This window comes from Rhodoferax ferrireducens (assembly GCF_031458075.1).
GTDB lineage: Bacteria > Pseudomonadota > Gammaproteobacteria > Burkholderiales > Burkholderiaceae_C > Rhodoferax_B > Rhodoferax_B ferrireducens_A.
This window is the reverse complement of the sequence record NZ_JAVDXT010000004.1, coordinates 70251-89745: the sequence shown is the minus strand read 5'-3', so window position 1 is coordinate 89745 and position 19495 is coordinate 70251. Positions and strand designations below refer to the sequence as shown.

The 19495-nt window shown below is 62.7% G+C and carries 17 protein-coding genes; 5 read left to right on the top strand and 12 right to left on the bottom strand.

Going from position 1 to position 19495, the window contains the following annotated elements; translation table 11 throughout:
- Positions 1 to 19: 19 nt before the first annotated feature.
- Positions 20 to 1342: a lactonase family protein gene (locus J2X19_RS18875; protein WP_310375494.1), complete on the bottom strand. Its 1323-nt coding sequence runs from the start codon at positions 1340 to 1342 to the stop codon at positions 20 to 22.
- Between the two features lie 69 nt (positions 1343 to 1411).
- Complete coding sequence (locus tag J2X19_RS18870; RefSeq protein WP_310375492.1) at positions 1412 to 2959, bottom strand: ABC transporter substrate-binding protein; 1548 nt, start codon at positions 2957 to 2959, stop codon at positions 1412 to 1414.
- A gap of 189 nt (positions 2960 to 3148) precedes the next feature.
- On the opposite strand from J2X19_RS18870, the gene J2X19_RS18865 reads away from it, so the two are divergent.
- The gene (locus tag J2X19_RS18865; protein WP_310375490.1) at positions 3149 to 3535 is read left to right on the top strand and encodes a RidA family protein; all 387 of its coding nucleotides are present in this window, start codon (positions 3149 to 3151) and stop codon (positions 3533 to 3535) included.
- Positions 3536 to 3689: 154 nt separating this feature from the next.
- On the opposite strand, the gene J2X19_RS18860 is transcribed toward J2X19_RS18865, so the two are convergent.
- The gene (locus J2X19_RS18860) at positions 3690 to 4289 is read right to left on the bottom strand and encodes a 5-formyltetrahydrofolate cyclo-ligase (RefSeq protein ID WP_310375488.1); all 600 of its coding nucleotides are present in this window, start codon (positions 4287 to 4289) and stop codon (positions 3690 to 3692) included.
- Between the two features lie 81 nt (positions 4290 to 4370).
- Between J2X19_RS18860 and J2X19_RS18855 the strand changes: the two genes are divergently transcribed.
- From J2X19_RS18855 to panC, 3 genes are read left to right on the top strand one after another with little or no spacing between them, the layout of a single operon-like run.
- Positions 4371 to 6368, top strand: a complete 1998-nt coding sequence (locus J2X19_RS18855; protein ID WP_405048692.1) for a lytic transglycosylase domain-containing protein — start codon at positions 4371 to 4373, stop codon at positions 6366 to 6368.
- Positions 6365 to 7255: a 3-methyl-2-oxobutanoate hydroxymethyltransferase gene (panB, locus tag J2X19_RS18850; protein ID WP_310375486.1), complete on the top strand. Its 891-nt coding sequence runs from the start codon at positions 6365 to 6367 to the stop codon at positions 7253 to 7255. The genes J2X19_RS18855 and panB overlap by 4 nt, the downstream gene beginning before the upstream one ends.
- A 28-nt stretch (positions 7256 to 7283) precedes the next feature.
- Positions 7284 to 8129 (top strand): pantoate--beta-alanine ligase, encoded by an 846-nt coding sequence (gene panC, locus J2X19_RS18845; RefSeq protein ID WP_310375484.1) that lies wholly within the window; start codon positions 7284 to 7286, stop codon positions 8127 to 8129.
- A 79-nt stretch (positions 8130 to 8208) separates the two neighbouring features.
- On the opposite strand, the gene J2X19_RS18840 is transcribed toward panC, so the two are convergent.
- The 6 genes from J2X19_RS18840 to J2X19_RS18815 all read right to left on the bottom strand — a co-directional run bounded on the left by J2X19_RS18840 (position 8209) and on the right by J2X19_RS18815 (position 15710).
- On the bottom strand, positions 8209 to 9399 hold the full coding sequence (locus J2X19_RS18840) for an ABC transporter ATP-binding protein (RefSeq protein ID WP_116607353.1): 1191 nt from the start codon (positions 9397 to 9399) through the stop codon (positions 8209 to 8211).
- Positions 9400 to 9421: 22 nt separating this feature from the next.
- A complete protein-coding gene (locus J2X19_RS18835; RefSeq protein WP_310375482.1) occupies positions 9422 to 11047 on the bottom strand; it encodes an alpha-amylase family glycosyl hydrolase in 1626 nt (541 codons plus the stop codon).
- A 2-nt stretch (positions 11048 to 11049) separates the two neighbouring features.
- Positions 11050 to 11895: a carbohydrate ABC transporter permease gene (locus J2X19_RS18830; RefSeq protein ID WP_092758328.1), complete on the bottom strand. Its 846-nt coding sequence runs from the start codon at positions 11893 to 11895 to the stop codon at positions 11050 to 11052.
- An 11-nt stretch (positions 11896 to 11906) separates the two neighbouring features.
- On the bottom strand, positions 11907 to 12845 hold the full coding sequence (locus J2X19_RS18825; RefSeq protein ID WP_116607355.1) for a carbohydrate ABC transporter permease: 939 nt from the start codon (positions 12843 to 12845) through the stop codon (positions 11907 to 11909).
- 78 nt (positions 12846 to 12923) lie between these two features.
- Positions 12924 to 14192, bottom strand: coding sequence for an ABC transporter substrate-binding protein (locus tag J2X19_RS18820; RefSeq protein ID WP_116607356.1), 1269 nt, complete (start codon positions 14190 to 14192; stop codon positions 12924 to 12926).
- Positions 14193 to 14477: 285 nt separating this feature from the next.
- Positions 14478 to 15710, bottom strand: a complete 1233-nt coding sequence (locus J2X19_RS18815) for a carbohydrate porin (RefSeq protein WP_125473979.1) — start codon at positions 15708 to 15710, stop codon at positions 14478 to 14480.
- Between the two features lie 288 nt (positions 15711 to 15998).
- Here J2X19_RS18815 and J2X19_RS18810 point away from each other — a divergent pair, with 288 nt between their 5' ends.
- Positions 15999 to 17024 carry a substrate-binding domain-containing protein gene (locus J2X19_RS18810; protein ID WP_310375475.1) on the top strand — a complete coding sequence of 342 codons (1026 nt, stop codon included), beginning with the start codon at positions 15999 to 16001 and terminating at the stop codon, positions 17022 to 17024.
- Here the strand turns inward: J2X19_RS18810 and J2X19_RS18805 are convergent.
- From J2X19_RS18805 to J2X19_RS18795, 3 genes are all read right to left on the bottom strand, one after another.
- Entirely contained in the window at positions 17021 to 18286 is a 1266-nt protein-coding gene (locus J2X19_RS18805; protein WP_310375474.1) for a multifunctional CCA addition/repair protein, read from the bottom strand. The genes J2X19_RS18810 and J2X19_RS18805 overlap by 4 nt on opposite strands.
- A 29-nt stretch (positions 18287 to 18315) precedes the next feature.
- Positions 18316 to 18999 (bottom strand): glutathione S-transferase family protein, encoded by a 684-nt coding sequence (locus J2X19_RS18800; protein WP_310375472.1) that lies wholly within the window; start codon positions 18997 to 18999, stop codon positions 18316 to 18318.
- 203 nt (positions 19000 to 19202) lie between these two features.
- A complete protein-coding gene (locus tag J2X19_RS18795; protein ID WP_116607361.1) occupies positions 19203 to 19493 on the bottom strand; it encodes an H-NS histone family protein in 291 nt (96 codons plus the stop codon).
- Positions 19494 to 19495 lie beyond the last annotated feature (2 nt).

Sequence of the window (19495 nt, the reverse complement as noted above, 5' to 3'; positions counted from 1 at the left end):
GCGGTCATTTTCAAAAAACCTACGCAGAGAACTCTATCGAGGATGCACTGCCCACCGCCACGTACTGGCCGGTGAATTGAATGTCGCCCTTGGTTACCCGGAAGATGGTCACGTTGTCGCCTTGCTTGTTATGGCAGACGTACAAGAACTTGCCGCTCGGGTCGAGGGTACAGCTGCGCGGGTAGTTGCCACGCGTCCACTCTTCACGCACCAGCTTGGGCTCGCCAGCAGCATTGATCTTGAACAGCGAAATCGAGTCGTGCAAGCGGTTCAAGGACACAAAGTGCTGGCCATCGGGCAGCATGCGGATGCCAGACGCATAGCTTGTGCCTTTGAAGCCCGGCGGCAAGGCCGAGGTTTCGCTCACCAGGGTCAGCACACCCGTGCCACTGTGGTAGCGCATGAAGGCAATCGTCGACGCCTCTTCGTTCACCAGATACAGCCACTTGCCATTCGGGTGGAAGCAGAAGTGCCGCGCGCCCGAGCTTTCCGACACCGCCACGCTGCTGGGCTGGCTCAGCACGCCCGTGCTGCGGTCGAACTTGTACGAGATCACACGGTCCAGGCCCAGATCGGCCACCAGCACAAAGTTGCCGCCCGGGTCGCTGTGCACCATGTGGGCATGCGGGCCGTCGTGGTCGCTGGTGGCAAAGCCCTCATGGGACAGTGCGGCCTTGGGCACCACATCGGCGCCGGGTTTGCACTGCGTGCCGCCGCAGGCATCCACATCCTTGTAGACAGCCACTGGCTTGTCGGCATCAAAGCCGCCATCGGCGCGCAGCGCGATGACGCTGACATCGCCACTCGAGTAGTTGGCGGTGAACAGGAAGCGGCCGTCCGGGTGGACGCTGATGTGCGCCGGGTCCTTGCCGCCGCAAGCGATCTCGGCGACGAATGACAGCGCGCCGTTCGCCTCGATGCGGTAGGCCGATACCGAGCCGCCGCTGTCCGCACCGGCCACGGCAGAGAACTCGTTGCCGGCATACAGCATGCGCAGCGATGGGTGGCGTGCCAACGAGGCCGGGTTGCGCAGCTTGCTGGCCGCGTCGCCGGTATTCAATACCGCTGCCGGTGCACCGGCGATGGGCATCAGCGCGCCGGTTGCACTGTTCAGCGCGAACTGGTGTACGCCCAGGCCACGGCCTCCGCGCCAGGGCTTGCCGCCATCGGTGTAAGTACCGACGTACGCGTACACCGGGCCGGAGCTAGCAGCTTGCGCGCTCAGCGCGGTCAAACCCAGAGCTCCCAGACCAGAAACGACGGCCGTGGCTTTGAGAAAGTGTCTGCGGCTGGCAGCGGTGTGGTCATAGTGCAATTCCTGGTCAGTAACACGAGATGGCATGGCATTTCCTGTAAATGGGTGGAAGGGACGGGACGGGGCGAAAAGAGGTCGGCACCTGGCCGACCCGGCTTACTTCTTCAGGCCGGTGTTCCAGAAGAACGGCCAGGTGGCGGGTGTGTAGCCCTCCAGCGCTGGCGACTTGGCCGACAGGCTGTTGAACTTGCCCACGTTGATGTAAGGCACTTCGTCGTACACCACCTGCTGCACCTTGCCCCACAGCGCGGCGCGCTTGGCGGGGTTGGTTTCCTGGTTCAGCGCCGACAGCGCGGCCTGCTTGGCCGGCGTGGACCACCAGCCGGGCGCGCCATCGCCGAGTTGCGGCGGAGACAGCATGGGCTCGGGGAACTGGCCGGAATGGGTCACATAGATGTCCCACAGCTTGGAGTCGTTGCGGCGCTGCACCAGGGTGGCCCAGTCCACCACATTCAAGTCCACCTTGAAGCCGGCCTTCTTCAACTGCTCGGCCATGATCAAGGCCATGTTGTAGTGGAAGTCGTACTGACGGCTGGTCAGGATGCGGATAGCGTCGCCCTTGTAGCCGGCAGCGGCGGCGGCCGCCTTGGCCTTGGCGGGGTTGCGTTCGTTGTATTTGTCCACACCGGCCGCCGAATAGAACGGCGTGCCCTTGGGGAAATGGTTGCCTTCGGCAGTGAAGAAACGCGTATCGCCAAAACCAGCAGCCAACATCTCGCCCTCGCCCAGCGCCACTTGCACGGCCTGGCGCACGGCCAGCGGGGCCATCACGCCTTCTTTGGTGTTGAACACCAGGTAAGGGAAGCCAAACGATGGCGTCATGATGGGCACCACCTTGTCGGTGGCTTTTTCCAAGCGTGGCAAGGCTTCGATGGGCAGCAGGTCGGCAAACTGAAATTGACCGGCCAGCGCGCCTTCGACCCGGGTGTTGGCGTTCGGCACCGGGATGAAACGCAGTTCTTCCACTACCGCGGTCTTCTTGCCGCCGTAGCCGTTGGCAGCTTCTTTGCGTGCGCTATAGCCGTCAAAACGCGTCAACAGCACGTATTGGTCGGGTCGGCGCTCTTTGAACTTGTAGGGGCCGGTACCAACAAAGTCCTTCAACGGCTGGGCAATTGACTCCTTGGCCATGATGGCGGCCATGCCCGACGGCAAAGCCAGTTGGGGCAACAGCGGCGCATACGGGTTCTTCAGAGTGATGGATACCACCAGCGGACCTTTGGCGGACAGGTCGTCCACTTCCTTGGCCAGCGCCTTGCCGCGGGGCGAAACCTCCATCCAGCGCTTCAGGCTCGCGACCACGTCTTCCGAATTCAGCTCGCGACCGCTATGCAATTGCACACCAGCACGCAACGTGATGGTGTATTGCTTGCCATCGGCCGTTACCTTGGGCATGGCTTCGGCCAGCATGGGCACCACATTCCACTTGGCATCGAAGGTAAACAGCGGCTCGTACACGTGCTGCATGATGGTGCCGACCAGGTCGGCACTGCTGGCCATCGGGTCCAGGGTTTGCGGCTCGGCCACCATCGCCAGGTTGAGTGCAGACTTGGCCGTCTGCGCTTGCAGGGCCATGGGCAGCAGCGCCGCGCCCATGGACATCAATAAAACGGTGCGGCGCAACAAGGCGGTGGTTGACTTCATCATGGACCCTTTGTATTGAAAGTAAATTTCACAATGCAAAGAATATGCCAAGCAATTTCCCAACAAAACAGGGAAAACCCGTGAAATTATGAAAATTAATTTCACCAAAACAGTGCAAAACGCGATCTGCGCCAAGACTGCGTGCCAGAATGGGGCCTGTTTTGTTACTGCCCCCACAGGAGTTTTTTCATGCCGCTGATCCATATAGGCAACCCGCCCGTCACTTCCGACCAGTTGCCACGCCCGTTCTCACCGGCCGTGCGGGCCGGTGACTTCGTCTACGTATCCGGCCAGGTGCCGGCCAACGACAAGGGCGAGATTGTCCAGGGCGGCATCGAAGCGCAGACCCGCCAGGTGATGCACAACCTGACCCAGGTGCTGGCGCTGGCGGGTTGCACGCTGGACGACGTATGCAAGACCAGCGTGTGGCTGGACGACGCCCGCGACTTCGCCAGCTTCAACCGCGTCTACATGGGCTACTTCGGCGACAAGAAGCCCGCCCGCTCCACCACCGAAGCCCGGCTGATGGTGGATGCCAAAGTGGAAATCGACGTTATCGCCTACAAGCCGGTGTAACGCAAAAACACGGTTTTCTTTTCTTCGCAAGGCGGGTGCAGCGAAGCCGCCCCTCCCAGAACAACCGCGGAACTGGCTTTGCCAGGCCGCTGGTTGTGCCCCCTGCAAGGGGGTTGGCGGCCACGCGAAGCGGGCAAGCCTGGGGGTGTTCCAACTAGATCGGCCAGACCACGCCGTTGTCGTTCAGGATCGCGTCCAGCGGCATGTCGTGCGACTCGGGCGCAAAGTCGTCCAGGTAACCCTGGGTAAAGCCCAGCCCCACCGTAAACGGCTTGGGGTTCAGCGACGCCAGCATGCGGTCGTAAAAACCACCGCCATAGCCCAGGCGGTAACCACCGGCCGCATAGCCCACGCAGGGCACAAACAGCAAGGTCGGCTGCACCATCTCGGTCGCCTTGGGCTTCAGAATGCCGTAGGCATCTTCTTCCATCGGGCAGCCCGGATACCAGGCATGGAAGGTCATGGTCTTGTGCAGCTTGTTCACCACCGGCAGGCCGATGCGCTTGAGCTCGGGGCCGTCGAGCAGCTCGCCGTCTTCCTTCCAGCGGTGCAGGGCGGGCAAGGGATCGAACTCGCCCTTGATCGGCCAGTAGGCGCCAATCACAGTATCGGGCCGCCCCACCAGCCAGATACGCATCACACGTTGCAATAAATCGGCCCGTTCCAGGCGGTCGGGCAGCTCCAGGCGTTGCGCAATCAGCGCCTCGCGCAGGGCTTTTTTGTCCTGGGCCTTGTCGTTCATTGAGTTTTCCATAGGGACTTGGTGTATTTCCTGGTCGAAGGGCTTGGAGACCAACGACCAGGAAATACACCAAGTCGTGTCCATAATCCCCACATGCAAGTTCCAGCCATTTTGACATCGTTCGCACTCGCCCTGAGCTTCGTATTCTCAGGCGCAGCCTGCAGCCAACCCAAATCCGATCCAGCTGGTGACAGCACCATTCTGGAGATGAGCCAGGCCTTTAAACGCGCAGACCGCAAGCGGCTGAGCGCGCTCTTGCCGCAGGTGCGCGGCCACCTGCTGGAGCCCTGGGCCGCCTATTGGGAGCAGCGCGCGCGGCTGGACGAGCTGACATCGCTAGACCTGCAGAGCTTCAGCAGCCGCTTTCCCGGCAGCTACCAGGAGGACCGCTTGCGCAACGACTGGCTGCTGCTGCTGGGTCAGCGCCGCGACTGGGCCACGTTCGCCGAAGAACACGCGCGCTACCGCATGGCCGACGACCGCGAAGTCCGCTGCTACGCGCTGCTGATCGACCAGATCAAACTGGGCGCCGACAGCCCACCAGCCCTGGCCGAAGAAGTGCGCCGCAACTGGTATGCGCAGCGCGAGCTGGACGACGGCTGCACCCAGGCCGCCAGCCACTTGTACACGGCCAAGAAGCTCACGCCGGTCGACATCTGGCGCAAAGCCCGCCTGGGCATGGAGGCCAACCGTCCACGGGTTGCCGCCAAGGCCGTGGAGATCGTCGCGCCCGAGTCGCTGCCCATGCTGAACGAGCTGAACGACAGCCCAACCAAGTTCCTGCTAGGCAAGGTCACTGCCCTGTCCCGTGCGCGCCGGGAAGTGATGCTGCTGGCGCTGGTCAAGCTGGCCACCTCCGACCCGGACAATGCCGCGGCCCTGATGGAGAGCAAGTGGGAAACCCAGCTGACGGTGGAAGAGCGCAACTGGACCTGGGGCGTCATCGGCAAACAGGCCGCGATGCGCTTGTCCAATAGCGCATCCGACTACTACGGCAAAGTCAGCAAGGACAGCGACCTGACCGACGAGATGCTGGCCTGGAAGGTCCGCAGCGCGCTGCGCCTGGGCCGCTGGAAAGACGTGGCCAGCGCCACACAGGCCATGGGCGACAACCTGCATGCCGATGCCACCTGGGTCTACTGGCGGGCCCGGGCGCTGCAAGCCCTGGCCAAGTCCGACCTGGACCGCGAGGAACCCACGCGCTTGCTGCAGAGCATTGCCGGGGTGCGTGGCTTTTACGAACAGCTGGCGCTGGAAGAGCTGGGCCAGAAAACCACGGTACCGCCCCGCCCGCCGGCTGTCACCCCCGAAGAAAAAGACGCAGCCCGCGCCAACCTGGGCCTGCAACGCGGCCTGGCCGCCATCCAGCTGGGCCTGCGCAGCGAGGGCAACCGCGAGTGGAACTACACCACCAATCTGCATGAGCGCGGCGGCATGGGCGACCGCGAGCTGCTGGCCGCCGCCGACCTGGCCTGCCAGCGCGAGGTATGGGACCGCTGCATCAACACCAGCGAACGCACCCGCAATGTGATGGACTTCGAGCAGCGCTTTCCCATGCCCTACCGCGACACCGTGGTCAAGCGCAGCCGCGAGATCAACCTCGATCCGGCCTACGTATATGGCCTGATCCGCCAGGAGTCGCGCTTCATCATGGACGCGCGCTCCGGCGTCGGCGCCTCCGGCCTGATGCAAGTCATGCCCGCCACCGCCCGCTGGACCGCCAAGAAGATCGGCCTGAACGGCTTTACCCCCGACCAGCTGAACGACCGCGACACCAATATCACCATCGGCACCGGCTACCTGAAGCTGGTGCTGGACGACTTTGCCGGCTCCATGCCCATGGCCGCCGCCGCCTACAACGCCGGCCCGGGGCGGCCCCGCGCCTGGCGCAACGGCCCGGTGCTGGAAGCCGCCATTTGGGCCGAGAATGTGCCGTTTACCGAAACCCGCGACTACGTCAAAAAAGTCCTCTCCAACACCACCAACTACGCCGCCATCCTGAGCGGCCAGCCGCAGTCACTGAAGGCCCGCCTGGGTTTGGTGGGTCCGCTGGCCGCCAATGCCGTAGAACCCTACAAGGACCTGCCATGAGCCAGCCCGCCACGCCCAACGCCACCTCGGCATCACCTTACGGCACCCTGCCCCCGACCAGCACCCCGGCCCAGCGCAAGCCCATCAGCCTGCCGCGCCTGGCCGAAATGCACCAGCGGGGCGAAAAAATCACCATGCTGACGGCGTACGACGCCACCTTTGCCGCCGTAGCCGACGCCGCTGGCGTGGAATGCCTGCTGGTGGGTGACTCGCTGGGTATGGTCTGCCAAGGCCTGCACAACACCGTGGGCGTGAGCCTGGAGACCATGCGCTACCACACCGAAAGCGTGGTGCGCGGGCTGCAGCGTACCCAGGCCACCGCCTGGGTGATCGCCGACCTGCCGTTCGGCAGCTACCACGAAGGCCGCGAACAAGCCCTACGCAGCGCCGCCGTGCTGATGCAGGCGGGCGCCCATATGGTCAAGCTGGAAGGTGGCGGCTGGACCAGCGAGATCGTGCAATTCTTGGTCGACCGCGGCATCCCGGTCTGCGCCCACCTGGGGCTGACGCCGCAGACCGTGCATGCGCTGGGCGGCTACCGGGTGCAAGGCAAGTCGGACGCGGCGGCTAGCACGCTGCGCCAGCATGCCCATGCGCTGCAGGACGCAGGCGCAACCATGGTGGTGTTGGAAATGGTGCCGGCGCCGCTAGCAGCGGAGCTCACCAAGGCGCTCACCCACTGCGCCACCATCGGCATCGGCGCCGGCAAGGACACCGCCGGCCAGGTGCTGGTGCTGCACGACATGCTGGGGATCAACCTGGGTAAGATGCCGCGGTTTGTGCGCAACTTCATGGACAGCGCCAGCAGTGTGCGTGGTGCCATGGAGGCGTATGTGCGCGCCGTGAAGGACGGCAGCTTCCCCGACAACAGCCAGCACGCCTGGTGATTTTTGCAGCCTCGGCTGCGCCTGCAACATGTTCATCGCCCACACCATTGAAGAGCTGCGCGCCCATTTGAGCGCTTACCAGCATCCCGCTTTTGTACCCACCATGGGCAACCTGCACGCCGGCCACCTGGCCCTGGTGCGGCAGGCCAAGCCGCTGGGCGATGTGACGGTGGCCAGCATCTTCGTCAACCGACTGCAGTTTCTGCCGCACGAAGACTTCGACAGCTACCCCCGCACCTGGGACAGCGACTGCGCCCAGCTGCGCGCCGCCGGCTGCGACGTGCTGTTTGCGCCCAACGAGAAAGAGCTGTATCCCGAAGCACAAACCTACAAGATCCAGCCGCCGGCCGGCCTGGCCGATCTGTTGGAAGGCCAGTTCCGCCCCGGCTTCTTCGTCGGCGTAGCAACCGTGGTGATGAAGATGTTTGCCTGCGTCTTCTCCGAAGCCAAGGGCCGGCGCACTGCCGTGTTCGGCCAGAAGGACTACCAGCAGCTGATGGTGATCCGCAGCATGGTGCGGCAATTTGCCTTGCCCATCGACATCGTGGCCGGCCCCACCCAGCGTGCCGCCGACGGACTGGCTCTGTCCTCCCGCAACGGCTATCTGAATACACAGGAGCGGGCTGAGGCCGTGCAACTGTCGGCCACACTGCAGCGCATGGCGGCTGCCTTGCGCGCCGGTGCCAGCGACATTGCCGCGCTGGAAGCCCAGGCCATGGACGGCCTGCGGGCCCGCGGCTGGGCGCCCGACTACCTGGTGGCGCGCCGGCGCAGCGATCTACTGCCGCCCAATGCCAACGACCCGGCGCCGCTGGTGGTACTGGGCGCGGCCCGGCTGGGCCAGACCCGCTTGATCGACAACCTCGAAGTTTAAAACCGTTTGCTATCAATAAAAGAGCTGCCTGCGCTTATCAAATAAGCACAGGCAGCTCTTTTTATATGTAAACGCGGACTTAACTGGCGTGCGTGGTAGCGCGCGATATCGACACCCCGGCCACCAGCGGCTGGCCCAGGATCTCGGGGCGCGCGGTGCGCGGCGTTGCCACATCGTTTTCGTCAAACAAATGCATGCAGTGGGGCGGGAAGTACAAGCTCACTGCGCTGCCCACGCTGCAGCTGGACTGGCCGCTTTCGCGCACCGTGACCAGCTCGCCGCCGGCCAGGCGCACATAGATATAGCTGGCTTCGCCCAGTTGTTCCAGAAAAGCCACCAGACCGGCCACCACATTGCTGCCGCCGGGTGGCACGATCTGCACATGCTCAGGCCGCACGCCCAGGGTCACCATGCTGTGCCCGGCCAGGCGCGAAGCATCGACCTCGGCCTGCACCTCGACCTCGGCCACTTTGGCGGTAGCCACGCCATTGGCGGCACCGACCAGCTGGGCGCCGATGAAGTTCATCTTCGGGCTGCCGATGAAGCCGGCCACGAACTTGTTTACCGGGTGGTGGTAGAGCTGCAACGGCGCGCCGCACTGGGCCACACTGCCGTCGCGCTGCACGGCTTCGCCGGCATTCAACAGCACGATCTTGTCGGCCAGGGTCATGGCCTCGACCTGGTCGTGCGTCACATAGATCATGCTGGCGGTGCCGATGTCCTTGTGCAGCTTGGCAATCTCCAGCCGGGTCTGCACGCGCAACGAGGCGTCCAGATTTGACAGCGGCTCATCGAACAAAAACACATCGGGCTCGCGCACGATGGCCCGGCCAATCGCTACGCGCTGGCGCTGGCCGCCGGACAGCTCTTTGGGCAGGCGCTTGAGCAGCGGATCGAGCTGCAGAATCTTGGAGGCCTTGCGCACCCGCTGCTCCACGGTGGCGGTGTCGGTCTTGGCCTGCTTCAGGCCAAACGCCATGTTGTCGTAGACGCTCATGTGCGGGTACAGCGCATAGCTCTGGAACACCATGGCCACACCACGGCGCGAGGGCGGGGTTTCGTTCATGCGCTGGCCCTTGATGCTGAGCTCGCCGCTGGTGATGTCCTCCAGGCCCGCGACCATGCGCAGCAGCGTGGACTTGCCGCAGCCCGAGGGGCCGACAAACACCACGAACTCGCCTTTGTCGATGTCCAGATCGACCTTGCGGATGGTGTCGGGCACGCTGCTGTTGTAGCGTTTATGCACATCACGGAAGCGGATTTCAGACATGGATGTCTCCTACTGTTTTTAGTTAAAGCGTTGCGAATACCGCGCCATAGGGCGGCAAAACCAAAGTCTGGCCATCCAGTGCCCCCGATGGCAAAGAATGCAGGGTGTCCACAGCCAGCGGCCGCACATGGTCGGGCAAGGCATAGCGCACCGGACTGGCGCCCAGGTTGAAGGCACACAGCAGGGCTGCGTCGTCGCTGCGGCGCACGAAGGCCAGCACCGTATCGTCGGCGGCCAGCAACTCGATATCGCCGGTCCGCAGCACCGCATGCTGGCGCCGCCAGGCCAGCATGGCCTGGTAGAAATGGAACAGGGAATCCGGCGCCGCCATCTGGCTGGAGGCGGCCAGCGGCAGATGCTCCGAGGCCACGGGCAACCAGGTCTTGGCGGCTGTACTAAAGCCCGCATGGGGCGCAGCCGCGTCCCAGACCATGGGCGTGCGGCAGCCATCGCGTCCCACAAACTCCGGCCACATGGCGATGCCATACGGGTCTTGCAGGTCCTCGAAAGCCACGGTGGCCTCGGTCAAACCCAGCTCGTCACCCTGGTAAATACAGGGCGAGCCGCGCAGGCTCAGCTGCAGCCCGAACACCAAGCGCAGCCAGGCGGCATTGTGGCCAGGCTGCTGCCAGCGGCTGGCGACCCGCACCGCATCGTGGTTGGACACCGACCAGCAGGGCCAGCCGTCCAGGCACACGGCCTCGAGCCGCTGGACCACGCCATGGATGTAGCGCGCGTCGCACTTGGGGCCCAGCAGATCAAACGAATACGCGGTGTGCAGCTTGTCGCCGCCGCCGGTGTACTCGGCAATCCGCGCCGGGGTGTCGTCGTCGCCGATCTCGCCTACGGTCATCAGGTCCGGGTACTGGTTCAGCAGGCTGCGGATGCGGCGCAGAAAGTCCAGCATCTCCGGCTGGCTCTTGTCGAACTGGTGGTACTGCCAGCCGTAGGGGTTGACCTTGTTCACCGAGGGATCGTCGGTCGGCATGCCACGCGCCGGGTTGTTGCGCAGCTGCGCGTCATGCACGCAGAAGTTGACCGCATCCAGGCGGAAGCCGTCGACACCGCGGTCCAACCAGAACTGCATATTGTCCAGCGCCGCCTGCTGCACTTGCGGGTTGTGGAAGTTCAAGTCCGGCTGGCTGGCCAGAAAGTTGTGCATGTAGTATTGGCAGCGGCGGGTGTCCCACTGCCAGGCAGAACCGCCGAAGATCGACAGCCAGTTGTTCGGCGGCGTACCGTCGTCCTGGGGATCGGCCCAGACAAACCAGTCGGCGCGCGGGTTGTCGCGGCTGGAGCGCGACTCGACAAACCAGGGGTGCTGGTCGGAGCAATGGCTCAGTACCTGGTCGATCAGCAGCTTGATGCCCAGGCCATGGGCTTTGGCCACCACCGCATCGAAGTCGGCCAGGCTGCCGAACATCGGGTCCACCCCGCGGTAATCAGAGATGTCGTAACCGAAATCCTTCATCGGGCTCGGGAAGAAGGGGGACAGCCAAATGGCCTCCACCCCCAGCTCGGCCAGATAGGGCAGGCGCTGCACCACACCGGCCAGATCGCCGATGCCGTCGCCATTGCTGTCTTGAAAACTGCGCGGGTAGATCTGGTAAATCACCCCGCCACGCCACCACTCGTTCGCCTGTGCCATGCTCAGCCTTTCACGGCACCAGAGGTCAAACCGCCCACGATCTTGCGTTGGAATATGAGTACCAGGGCAATCAGCGGCAGGGTCACCAGCACCGAGGCCGCCATGATCTTGCCCCAGGGGATTTCATACTTGTCGGCGCCGCTGATCAGCGAGATCGACACCGGCACCGTGCGGTCGTTGTTGTTCAGCACAAAGGTCAGGGCGAACATGAATTCGTTCCAGGCGGCGATGAAGGCCAGCAGCCCGGTGGTCACCAGGGCTGGCCACATCACGGGCAAGAACACCTTGGTGATGATGCCCCACGGAGTGCAGCCGTCCATGATGGCGGCCTCTTCCAACTCCTTGGGCAGGTCGCGCACAAAGGTGGTCAGCACCCAGACGGTGAACGGCAAGGTGAACACCATGTACGGCAGAGTCAGGCCCCACCAGTGGTTGTACAGACCAAAGGCCTGCATCAGCTCAAACATGCCCGACAACACCGCCACCTGCGGAAACATGGACACGGCCAGTACGGTCAATAGCAGCAGGCCGCGGCCGCGAAACTGGATGCGGCCCAGTGCATACGATGCGGTCACACCCAGGAACAACGAGGCGATCACCACCAGCGTCGACACGGCCACCGAATTGAGAATGTGCCGACCAAACGGGTGCTCGGACACGGTGAACATGGCGATGTAGTTCTTCAGCGAGGGCGCATCCGGCCACAGCGAGGTGCTGAACAGTTCGGTGCCCGACTTCAGCGAGGTGACGATCGCGTAATAGAACGGGAACAGACAGAACAGCGCAATGATCGCCACCAGGGCATACAAGCCAATGGAGCCGAGGATTTTTTGGAAAGTGTGGTTCATGCTCGGTTTCCTTACTTCTTGCCGCCCAGATCGACACGCGCCAGCTTCAGGTACAGCAGGGTGCAGACCGCGATGATGAGGAACAGCACGGTGGATGCCGCCGAGCCGTAGCCAACGTAGTTGTTGTCGACGATTTCGCGCCGCACAAAGCCGGACATGCTGATGGTGTCCACGCTGTTGGAGGTCATCACATAAATAATGTCGAACACCCGCAAGGCATCGAGCAAGCGGAAGATCACGGCGACCATCAGGGCCGGCCAGATCAGTGGCAGGGTGACCTTGAAGAACACCCGCACCGGGTGGATGCCGTCCACGTGGGCGGCTTCGTAACAATCGGTAGGCAGCATCTGCAGCGCCGCCAAGGTCAGCAAGGCCATGAAGGGCGTGGTCTTCCATACGTCGACCAGCATGACCGACCACAGCGCGTAGTCGGGGTCGGCGGTCCAGGCGATGTTGTGGTCGATGATGCCCGCGCCTTTGAGCAGCGCATTCATCACGCCAAACTGGTCGTGCATGATCCAGGCCCACATCTTGGCCGACACGATAGTGGGAATCGCCCAGGGCACCAGCACCGCAGCCCGCACAAACGAACGGCCTTTGAAGTTGGCATTCAGCACCAGCGCGAACACCACCCCGAGCAGGGTTTCGGTGACAACGGAGACGATGGCGAACTTGAAGGTGTTGCGGATCGCCATGCCCCAGTCGGTTTTCCAGAAGCCTTCAACCGCCTCCAAATTGAAAACTCCGTACTTGCCGAAGTAGTTCTGCAGGCCCACCATGTTGTAGGAGGACTCGCCGATGTTCTCCAGCGTGGCATCGGTAAAGCTGAACCAGATGGTGCGGCCTAACGGCCAACCAGCGACCAGTACCAGGACTATCAGCGTGGGGGCCAGAAAGATCCACGCGCTACGGGTGCGCTCGCGGGTGAGTTCGGATGTTTGGGTGCGCATGGCGACTCCTGGGATCAAGGTGCTGAACGGGCCGCCATGCCGTGTGGCATGGCGGCCCGGGGGTTCAACAGTGGGGGCTTACCACTTCGGACCGCGGCGGATCGAATCCAGCTTGCCTTCGAGCTTCTTCACACTGTCTTCACCGCTGGATTTGCCCGACAGCACTTCGTGCGTGGCGTTCCAGAACGCGGCGGAGACTTCGTTGTACTTGGCACCCGTGACCGTGGCCGGGCGGGGTACTGCACCGACGAAGGTGTCGTACAGGTCACCGAAGAACGGGTTGGCAGCCAGTACTTCCTTGTCCTTGTACAGCGAGGCGATGGTGGGGTTGTAAGAACCACGGATGGCGCGGTCTTTTTGCACGGCCTCGCTGGTCAGGTACATCACAAAATCAGCCGCTTCCTTGGGGCTCTTGGAGTACTTGCTCACCGCCAGCTGCCAGCCACCCAGGGCAGCAGCCGTCTTGCCGCCATCGCCCTTGGGCAGAGCGACGACCCCGACCTTGCCCTTGACCGGGCTGTCTGCGCCCTGGCTCAGCGACCAGGCGTACGGCCAGTTGCGCATGTACACGGCATTGCCCTTCTGGAACACGCCGCGGGCGTCTTCTTCTGCATAGTTCAGCACGCCCTTGGGTGCAATGGTGCCGATCCAGCCGGCAGCCGTGTTCAGCGCCTTGGCAGCAGCGGGGTTGTTGATGGTGATCTTGCCGGTGCTGTCCACAATGCTGCCGCCGCCGAAGCTGGACACCCATTCAAGCCCATCGCAGGTCAAACCTTCGTAGGCCTTGGCCTGGAACACAAAACCCTGCATGTCGGCATTGCCCGCCTTGCGCTCGCCGTCCATCACCTTTTGGGCGGAAGCGGTCAGCTCGGCCCAGGTGGTGGGGGCTTTTTCGCCGTACTTGGTCAACAAATCCTTGCGGTAGTACAGAACGCCCGCATCGGTGAACCAGGGCATGGCCAACAGCTTGCCGCCCACGGTGTTGTTCGCCACGATGGCCGGGAAATGGGCTTTTTCAGCACCTTTGGTGTAGGACGTCAGATCCAGCAAGTGGTCTTTCAAAAGACCGGGCCACACGACATCCACGTTGATCACATCCACCTCGGTAGATTTGGCGGCGAACATCTGGCGGAACAGGCCCAGGATGTCGCTGGTGGACTGGGGAATGCTCAGATGCTTCACCGTATTGCCGGTTTTGCTGGCCCACTCGTCGCCGGCTTTCTTGCAGAACTCGTAGTCCTGTCCAACCGAACCGCAGGAAATGGTGATGGTCACGCCCGCTGCATAAGCCCCCATGGCGCCGAGGCTGAGCAGCACAGCGGCTGCGGTTTTGGTGATTGCTGTCATGTAGATGTCTCCTTGTGTATTCGATGTGGGCCCAGGCTGTTCTGGCACTCCATGCCAAGCCAGCAGGCCTTTGTTTGTCGCCGGTAAAAGCCGAGCCAGTATAAATTCAAAGCGCTTTGAATTGAACACTGGGTTTACCCGAGGACCCGCGCATTTGGCGCATCCAAACATCCATCCAACGCAAAAAGCCTGCATATCCCAGAGGGCGATGCAGGCTTTTCATGGAAGACATGCTTCCGCCTAGACAGCAGAAAGCATGGTTGCGGCGGTCATGGCCGCTAGGGCTTAGAACTCGTAGTTCACGCGCAGAGCGAAACCAGTTGCGTTCGGCGCTTCGTTCGGGCCGCTGGACTTGGAGTGCGAAATTGCGGGGGTGATCTTGGCGCCCTTCACATCAAAGAATGGAATCGCATAGGCAACCCAGAACGTGGTGACCTTGTCGTCGGCGCTCAGGTTGGAACCCTTACCGAACACGCTGGCCAGGGTCAGATTGCCAATACCCGCCATCAGCGCAAAGGTGTTTTGCTTGATATTGGAGCGGCTCTTGCCGGCAGCATAGTTGGCGTACAGGGTCACGCCACCGAAGTTGTAGTCGCCGGTCAAGCCATAGCCAGTGCGATTCACACTTGCCGTTGCTGCGGTGGTCGTAGAGCCAAAGGTACAAGTCGAACCAACCAATGTGCAAGAGGTTGTGTCGATGGTGGTGGTAGCAGCAGTACCTTCGTACTTGATCGCTTCCACACCAGCAGCCAAATGCAGAGGGCCGTTGGCATAGTTCAGCACAGGACGCAGACCGGTCGCGCCGCCAGCGCCTTTGCTGGACACGCCGCTGACTTCCAGGCTCAGGCCGCCGCCCAATTGAACGTTCACAGCCGCATGGAAAGGTGCGCTGCCATTGGCGTAAGCGCCTTGGCGGCCGCGCAGCACATTGGCTTGGTAAGGCGAGAAGCCGGAGTACTCAACGATCACGTCACCAGGGGTTTGGAACAGATTGGCAGCTTCGAAACGGCCCAGCTTGATGTCGGCGCTTTCGGTACCGAACTGTGCCCACAAGTCATCCGTACCAGCCGAGCCATCAGGCTTGGACAGGTAGGTGGCGCGACCCGCCATGAAGTACTTGGAACCCAGTTTTTGGCTGGCATTCAGTTCGACACGGCCGGACTGGGAAGCGCCGCGGTCGTTGTTTTGGTACTTGCTATCGAGCTCGATATTGGCGTCGATATTGGGCAAAGCGAAAGCAGAGGCAGAAACCATCGCGAAAGCAGCAAGGGCAGTGGCGCGGGCGGTAAAAGTAGCTTGGTTCAAGGATGTCTCCAGTGTGATTAAGTTTGTTCTTGATTTGCTAGTCCAACAGCTGCCTGAACGCTGCAGAAGCCGTTTGAAGACCATGCAAATCTGGGGGTATTCTTGGTGGGCGGTCTTTTTCGACCGATAAGCAATTACCCTTGTTACAGAAACAAGCGAGTTACCAAAATGCAAAAATTTTTCGGTTGCCGTTTCAAGAGTTAGATCGAGCAAAAAACAAAGTTCGAATCGCGTGCACTCCTCCGTTTTCCCAATGAAAACGGGGCTTCCGAGACGGTTTTTCCGATGCCGAACCGATGCCAAATTTGCTTTGGATTAGCGTTCAATTTGAAAAAAATTGGCATCGAAAATGGAACTTTTTTGCCGCCCAAGGTATCCGCATTTTTGTTGCGCAATTGCGACAGGATGCAGGCTGGACAGCCGGTTCACCTATTGACACACCCTCTGCGCGGGTAGCAAACGCTACTATCGCCCAGCCCTTACACGCTTTTACCCGCCTAGATGTCACTGAAACGGATCGCCGAAGAACTCGGCCTGTCGCTCACCACGGTCAGCCGCGCGCTGAATGGTTACCCTGAGGTAGCGGCCGCTACGCGCCGCGACGTGATGGCGGCCGCGTTACGGCTGAATTACAAACCCGACGCACGGGCCCGGGGCCTGGCGCTGGGCCGGGCGGACGCGGTCGGTATCGTCTTCCCCATCACCACCGGCGATCTGGGCGACCAGCAGTTTCTGCAGGTCGCCTCGTCCATGAGCGAACGCTTTGCGCAGGCCGGGCTGGATTTGCTGATCATGTCGGCCCCCGCCCAGGACGAGCTGGCAGCCTACGAGCGCGCCATCACCGGCCGGCATATCGGCGTCTTCGTAGTGCCGCGTACCCGCTTGCACGACCAACGGCTGGAGCTGCTGCAGTCACGCAACGTACCATTTGTGGCCTATGGCCGCAGTTCCTTGCCCGCACAGAGCAGCTACCCCTGGTTCGACTTCGACAACCTGGCTGGTGCCCGCATGGCCACCGACCGCCTGCTGCGCCTAGGCCACCGCCGCATCGGCTATCTGGGCGCGCCGCCCGAATACAACTTTGCCGACCAGCGCTATGCGGGCTTTTGCGCCAGCCTGAAGGCTGCCGGGGTGGCTCTCAAGCCCACGTCCGTGCAACGCAATGCGCTGGAACGCCGCTCCGGCTATGCCGCCATGCAAAAACTGCTGGCCCTGCCCCAGCGCCCTACGGCCGTGCTGGTGGACAACAACCTGGCCGGCATCGGCGCGGTGCATGCGGTGCTGCATTCGGGGCTGGTGCTTGGGCGCGATCTGTCGGTCATCGTCTACGACGGGCTGGGCTCCGACTCGGTGGTGCGCACCAGCGTGACGGCCGTGATGCAGCCCACACCGGCCGCCACCGGCCTGGCCTTGGCCGAGCTGACCCTGGCCCGGATGCGCGACGAGCCCGTGGAGTCGCTGCAAAAACTGTGCATGCCCGAGCTGGAAATCGGCGACAGCGACGGGCCGCCGCCGGCCACCTCCTAGGCGGCCATGCCGCTGTTGCGCAAGGCCGCCACCCGCGCGGCATGCACCAGCCCCCCAATGTCCTTGCCCTGCAAACCCTTGGCTTGGGCCTCGCGGGCAACTACCTCGGTCGCAACCGACTGCGCCGCCGCCAAAGCCTGTAGCCAGTGCGGGCGCTGGGGGTAGGCGGAGTCGTGCAGACCCAGTCGACCGCGCGCATCGCACTCGCAGGCCAGCAAGGCATCGGCAAAGCGCTGCGGTTTGCGCAAGGCATCGCAGCGCTCCAGCAAACGCAGCGTGGCCGACGCACCGAATTCCATGCCGCGGTGGATATTGCCGTGTTCGCGCGCCACCACATCGGCCAGCTCGCGGCAGTCGGTGGGCACGCGCAGGCGCTGGCACACGCCCTTGAGCAGCTGGGCGCTGCGGGCTTCGTGGCCGATATGCCGAGGCAGCACGTCGGCCGGCGTGGTGGCCTTGCCCAGGTCGTGGGTCAGGCAGGCAAAGCGCACCGGCAACGGGGCCTGCAGGCGCGCCGCCATGTCCAGCACCATCATCAGGTGCACACCGGTATCGATCTCGGGGTGGTAGTCGGCACGCTGGGGTACTCCCCACAGCGCCGCCACTTCAGGCAGCAGGCGCGCCAGCGCCCCGCAATCGCGCAAGACCTCGAACATGCGCGAAGGCTGGACTTCCATCAGGCCGCGCGCCAGCTCCTGCCAGACGCGCTCGGGCACCAGAGCATCGACCTCGCCTGCATCCACCATCTCGCGCATCAGCGCCAGGGTCTCGGCGGCCACGCTGAAGTCGGTGAAGCGGGCGGCGAACCGGGCCACGCGCAGAATCCGCACCGGGTCTTCGCGGAAGGCCAAGGTCACATGGCGCAGCACCTTGTCGCGCAAATCCTGCTGGCCGCCGTAGGGGTCGATCAGATTTTCGGAATTTATAAGAAATTGGCCGCTAGCGCTGACGGAATCTGCGGGAGCCGCTATCGCATTGATAGTAAGGTCACGGCGCGCCAGATCCTGCTCCAGCGTGACATCCGGCGCCGCATGGACCGCAAAGCCACGGTAGCCGGGGGCGGTCTTGCGCTCGGTGCGGGCCAGCGCATATTCCTCGTGGGTGCGGGGGTGCAAGAACACCGGGAAGTCCTTGCCCACCGCCAGATAGCCCTGGGCCAGCAAGGCCTCGGGCGTCGCCCCGACCACCACCCAATCACGGTCGCCCGGCGGGCGGCCCAGCCAGGCATCGCGTACCGCCCCACCCACCAGATAAATTTGCATGCCTGCAGTTTAGCCAGTGCGGTGGTGCGCTAGCGCGCCAGCCGGTAGGGTTCCTCGAAGTCCAGAAAATCCTGCTCGGCCAGTGCCTCGGTGATCCAGGCCTGCACGCCGGGCAAGGCGGTCACGCGGTCCACATAGGCCTGGATGGCGGCGGGCAGCGGCAGCGCGTAGGTATTGATGCGCATGCAAACCGGCGCGAAATAGGCGTCGGCGATGGAGAAGTCGCCAAACAGCATGGGGCCGCCATGCGCGTCCAGCAAGCCGCCCCACATGGCGGCCAGCCGCGCCACGTCGGCCCGCACGGCCGGCTTGTCGCGCCAGAGCAGCTGGCCGACTTCGGGCAGGCGGGCCTCGATGTTCATCGGGCAGTGGCTGCGCAAGGCGGTAAAGCCGGAATGCATTTCGGCGCATATGCTGCGGGCCCGGGCACGCGCTTGCAGCTGGCGCGGCCACAGGGCTTTGTCGGGAAACTGCTCGGCCAAGGTTTCGGCAATCGCCAGCGTGTCCCAAACCGCCAGATCGCCGTCCACCCACACCGGCACCTTGCCAACCGGATTCACGGCCTGCACCGTGGCCTTGAAATGCGATTGGGTGTCAAACGAGTCAAACCGCAGCATGACTTCTTCAAACGGAATACCCGCCTGCTTCAACAGCACCCAGGGGCGCATGGACCAAGACGAATAATTTTTATTACCGATGTAGAGCTGTGGCATGGGGTTTCCAGAGAATAAAGCCGGGGGATGGAATCAAAGTACAAGACTACCGCAAGCCGGCCACGGTATTGATGCAAAAATCAGGGCAAATTGATGCGGCCCGGCCCATCCAAAGCCCCAAATGCAAAAAGCCCGGTCAAACGACAGGGCTTTTGCAGTATCTCAAGCGCCGCGGATTGAAAGCGGCAGCGGGAGAATATCGATCAGGCAATCAGGAATTGATCACGCTCTTGGCCTTGGATCCATTTTGGCGGCTTGCCGCGGCCCGTCCAGGTATCGCCTGTAACTGGGTTACGGAATTTAGGCGCTACCTTGGCAACGCTCTTTACCTTGGCTTTACCGCCAGTAGAAAAAATATCTTCAGCGGTCAAACCAAAATCTGCTACCAGCGCTTTTACTTTTTCAATCGCGTCGGCATTTTCACGCTGACGGGCTTCAGAAATTTGCTGCTCGAGGAGTTCACGTTGCTGCAGAAGTTCTTTGTAGGATGACATTT

Bases quoted from the DNA above. Each gene is read 5' to 3' on its own strand.
- J2X19_RS18875 (WP_310375494.1), bottom strand. From the start codon at position 1,342: ATGCCATCTCGTGTTACTGACCAGGAATTGCACTATGACCACACCGCT.
- J2X19_RS18870 (WP_310375492.1), bottom strand. From the start codon at position 2,959: ATGAAGTCAACCACCGCCTTGTTGCGCCGCACCGTTTTATTGATGTCC.
- J2X19_RS18865 (WP_310375490.1), top strand. From the start codon at position 3,149: ATGCCGCTGATCCATATAGGCAACCCGCCCGTCACTTCCGACCAGTTG.
- J2X19_RS18860 (WP_310375488.1), bottom strand. From the start codon at position 4,289: ATGGAAAACTCAATGAACGACAAGGCCCAGGACAAAAAAGCCCTGCGC.
- J2X19_RS18855 (WP_405048692.1), top strand. From the start codon at position 4,371: ATGCAAGTTCCAGCCATTTTGACATCGTTCGCACTCGCCCTGAGCTTC.
- panB (WP_310375486.1), top strand. From the start codon at position 6,365: ATGAGCCAGCCCGCCACGCCCAACGCCACCTCGGCATCACCTTACGGC.
- panC (WP_310375484.1), top strand. From the start codon at position 7,284: ATGTTCATCGCCCACACCATTGAAGAGCTGCGCGCCCATTTGAGCGCT.
- J2X19_RS18840 (WP_116607353.1), bottom strand. From the start codon at position 9,399: ATGTCTGAAATCCGCTTCCGTGATGTGCATAAACGCTACAACAGCAGC.
- J2X19_RS18835 (WP_310375482.1), bottom strand. From the start codon at position 11,047: ATGGCACAGGCGAACGAGTGGTGGCGTGGCGGGGTGATTTACCAGATC.
- J2X19_RS18830 (WP_092758328.1), bottom strand. From the start codon at position 11,895: ATGAACCACACTTTCCAAAAAATCCTCGGCTCCATTGGCTTGTATGCC.
- J2X19_RS18825 (WP_116607355.1), bottom strand. From the start codon at position 12,845: ATGCGCACCCAAACATCCGAACTCACCCGCGAGCGCACCCGTAGCGCG.
- J2X19_RS18820 (WP_116607356.1), bottom strand. From the start codon at position 14,192: ATGACAGCAATCACCAAAACCGCAGCCGCTGTGCTGCTCAGCCTCGGC.
- J2X19_RS18810 (WP_310375475.1), top strand. From the start codon at position 15,999: ATGTCACTGAAACGGATCGCCGAAGAACTCGGCCTGTCGCTCACCACG.
- J2X19_RS18805 (WP_310375474.1), bottom strand. From the start codon at position 18,286: ATGCAAATTTATCTGGTGGGTGGGGCGGTACGCGATGCCTGGCTGGGC.
- J2X19_RS18800 (WP_310375472.1), bottom strand. From the start codon at position 18,999: ATGCCACAGCTCTACATCGGTAATAAAAATTATTCGTCTTGGTCCATG.
- J2X19_RS18795 (WP_116607361.1), bottom strand. From the start codon at position 19,493: ATGTCATCCTACAAAGAACTTCTGCAGCAACGTGAACTCCTCGAGCAG.